The organism is Streptomyces himastatinicus ATCC 53653 (assembly GCF_000158915.1).
Taxonomy (GTDB): Bacteria; Actinomycetota; Actinomycetes; order Streptomycetales; family Streptomycetaceae; genus Streptomyces; species Streptomyces himastatinicus.
The window spans coordinates 604,632-608,624 of record NZ_GG657754.1; the positions used below are offsets into that span (position 1 = coordinate 604,632).

Genomic DNA, 3,993 nt, shown 5'->3' on the forward strand with positions numbered 1-3,993 from the left:
GCCGCGGTCGGTCGGGAAGCCCGTGATCCCGTCCCCGGGCGGAGTCGACCAGCTCCCACAGCGCCTCGGGAGAGGTCACGCCGCCCGGGTAGCGGCAGCCCATCCCCACGATCGCGATCGGCTCGTCGTCGGCCATCACCCCGGACGGCCTGGACTCGATGTCCTGGCCGGCCGGCGTCTCCCCCAGCAGCCGTTCGCGCAGGTACGCGGCGAGCGCGGTGGGGCTGGGGTGGTCGAAGACCAGGGTGGCGGGCAGGGTGAGCGCGGTCGCGTTGTTGAGCCGGTTACGCAGGTCCACCGCGGTCAGCGAATCGAACCCGAGATCCTTGAACGCCCGCCCCGGGTCGACCGCACCCGCCGACGCGTGCCCCAGTACCGCCGCCACCTCGGATTGCACCACGTGGAGCAGTACCCGGTCCCGCTCGGCCCCGGACAGACCCGACAGGCGGCGGGCCAGCCCGTTCACGTCGGTGCCCTGGCCCGCGGTCCGGCGCCGGCGGGCCGCGGGAAGGAGACCGTGCAGCGGGGTGGGCAGGCTGTCGCGCCGCGCGGCGAGCGCCGTGGTCCGCAGGGCGACCGGCAGCGCCAGGGGTTCGCCGGTCCGCAGCGCCAGGTCGAACAGTGCCAGCGCGTCCTGGGTGGACAGTGGCGGGAAGCCCTGGCCTCGCAGGCGGGCGATGTTCGCCTCGCCGAGGCGGCCGCCCATGCCGTCGGCGTGTTCCCACATGCCCCACGCCAGCGACACGCCGGGCAGCCCCTGCGATCGCCGGGACAGGGCGAGGGTGTCCAGCACGGTGTTGGCGGCGGCGTACGCGGCCTGGCCCGAGTTCCCGAACACTCCCGCGATGGAAGAGAACAGGACGAAGGAGGTCAGGTCGCGGTTGTCCACGGTCAACTCGTGCAGGTGGAGAGCCGATTCGGCCTTCGCCGCGAGCACCCGGGCGACCCGCTCCGGGGTCAGGTCGGTGATCATGCCGTCGTCGAGGACACCGGCCGTGTGCACGACTCCGGTCAGGGGCGCGTCGTCGGGTATGCCGCCCATCGCCTCGGCCAGTGCCCGGCGGTCGGCCACGTCGCAGGCGGTGATGGTGACGTCGGCACCCAGCCCGGTCAGCTCCCGCTGGAGTTCGTGAGCACCGGGGGCGTCCGGGCCGCGGCGCGAGAGCAGCAGCAGGTTCCGTACGCCGTGCGTGCTCACCAGGTGCCGGGCCACGACCGCGCCCAGACCACCGGTTCCGCCGGTGACCAGCACGGTTCCGTGGCTCTGCCACACACCTGGGGCGCCGTCTTCGGAGGCGCCGGTCATGCGCGCCATCCGAGGCAGCAACACCTCGCCCCGCCGCACGGCGAACTGGCTTTCCCCGCCGTCGGCCAGGGCCGTCGCCAGGGTGGCGTACGAGGTCGGTTCACCGTCGACGTCCGCCAGGACGAACCGGCCCGGGTGTTCGCTCATCGCCGAGCGCAGCAGGCCCCAGACGCCCGCACCGGCCAGGTCGTGCGCCTCTGCCCCCACCGCCCCGGAGGTCACCACCACCAGCCGGGTTTCCGTCAGCCGCCGTTCGGCCAGCCACTCACGAACGAGCCCCAGCACACCGGAAACCGCTGCGGCGACCGCGGTGTCGGTGCCGCGCGGGTCGTGCGGGAGCGGCAGCAGCACGGTGTCCGGGACGCTGCCGCCCTCGTCGAGGGCGGCGGTCAGCGCGGTGAGCCCGGCGTAGCCGGTCACCGGCACTCCGGCGTCCTGCCACGGGTGCGGATCGCCGAGCACGGCCCAGTCCCCCGGTTCGCCGGTGTCACGACGCTCGATGGGGGCGGGGGCGGCGGTCCAGTCCAGCCGGAACAGGCTGTCCGAGATCGGCGAGCCCCCGTCGGCGCCCGCGACGAGGTCGGCGGCCGAGACGGGTCGCAGCACCAGGGAGCCCACCTCGGCGACCGGCTCGCCCGCCGCATCCGCCACCCGCAGGGCGACCTCGCCCGAGCCCGGCCCGCCGCGCGGCGAGAGGCGCGCCCGGACGGCCGTGGCGCCCACGGCGAACAACGAGACGCCGGACCACAGGAACGGCAGGGACGCGGCCCCCTCGGCCGACGGCTCACGTAGCCCGAGGGCGTGCAGGACGGTGTCCAGCAGGGCCGGGTGGAGACCGAAGCCGGTGACGTCCCCCGCGATCTGCTCGGGCAGGACTGCCTCCACGAAGAGGTCCTCGCCCCGCCGCCATACCTCCTTCACGCCGCGGAAACCAGGTCCGTAGGCCAGTCCCGCGTCGGACAGATGGTCGTAGAGGCCGTCGAGTCCATCGGCCGGTACCGGCTCCGCGCCCTCGGGGGGCCAGGCACGCAGGTCCCAGTCGGCGGCGGACCGCGCGGTGGTGAGGGTCCCGGTGGCGTGCAGGGTCCACGGCTGTTCGGCGGCGGAGTCCTGCGGGCGTGAGTAGACCCGCACCGTGCGCCGCCGGTCGCCTTCGGCCGGTTCGATGCTGATCTGGATCTGGACCGTGCCGTCGTTCGGCAGGATCAGCGGGGCCCGCAGGGTCAGGTCCTCCACCTGGTCGCAGCCGACCTGGTCCCCCGCCTGCACGGCGAGTTCCACGAACACCGTGCCGGGCACCACGACGGATCCGGCCACCACGTGATCGGACAGCCACGGATGCGACTGCGCGGACAGCCGCGACGTCAGCAGCACCGTGTCCGATCCGGCCAGCCGCAGCGCGGCCCCCAGCAGCGGGTGCCCGACCGTTCCCAGGCCGAGCCCGCTCGCATCGGTCACGGAGCGGGAGGGCCGCAGCCAGAACCGCTGGTGCTGGAACGCGTACGTCGGCAGCTCCACCCGCCGGGCACCGGTCCCGGCGAACACCGCGGCCCAGTCCAGCTTCGCGCCGCGTACGAACATCTCCGCCGCCGCGACGAGTACGGACTCGGCCTCCGCGCGGCCCTTCCGCAGCACCGATGCGGCGGAGGCCTCCGTCGCGGCCTGCGCCAGGCTGGTCAGTACCGGGTCGGGTCCGACCTCCAGGAGCCGACTCACATTCTGTGTACCGGTGGCGGTCTCAAGAGCGTCGTGGAAGCGGACCGGTCGGCGGACCTGATCCACCCAGTAGTCAGCGGTCGCCCAGTCCTCTTCACCGACCGGCTCACCGGTGACCGTACTGACGGCGGCGAGCACCGGCTGCCGGTAGGTGACGCTCGCGGCGATGTCGGCGAACTCCGCCAGCATCGGCTCCATCAACGGCGAGTGAAAGGCATGACTCACCCGCAGCCGCGACACCCGCCGACCCCGCTCCCGCGCAACCGCCATCACCCGCTCGACCGCATCCTCATCACCGGACACCACCACCGCGCTCGGCCCGTTGACCGCCGCGACCGTGGCCCGCTCCCCTTCAGCAAACCCGCCGAGGATGTCGGCGACCTCGGACTCGGTGCCCTCGATCGCCGCCATCGCACCGCCCGAGGGCAGCGCCTGCATCAGCCGCGCACGACCCGCCACCAACCGCGCGGCATCCCCCAGCCCGAACACACCCGCCACATACGCCGCCACGAACTCGCCGATCGAGTGGCCCAGCACCACATCCGGACCCATGCCCCACGACCGCAGCAACTCCACCAACGCCACCTGCACCGCGAACAACGCCGGCTGCGCATACCCGGTCTGCTCCAGCAGGGCCGCCTCCGCAGAACCCTCCGCCGCGAACAACACCTCCCGCAACGGAACGCCGAAGCCCGGCACACCCGCAAGCTCGGCTTCCAGGTGGCCGCAGACCTCATCCAGGACCCGCGCGAACACCGGGAACTGGTCATACAGCTCACGGCCCATACCCAGCCGCTGGCTCCCCTGCCCCGTGAACATCCAGCCCGTACGCCCATCCGACACCACACCGGACACCACCGAAGGGCCATCCAGGCCGGCCAGACCCGCGCGAAGGGCGTCGTCGGCGCCCAGCACCACCGCGCGGTGCTCCAGGGCGGCGCGCGTCGTCACCAGCGAAAGGCCCACGTCGA

At 73.5% G+C, this 3,993-nt stretch carries 1 protein-coding gene; it reads right to left on the reverse strand.

Annotated elements, in window-relative coordinates; all coding sequences use genetic code 11:
- A partial coding sequence (locus tag SSOG_RS53130) for a type I polyketide synthase (RefSeq protein ID WP_167542454.1) occupies nt 1-3,993 on the reverse strand: 3,993 nt, incomplete at both ends.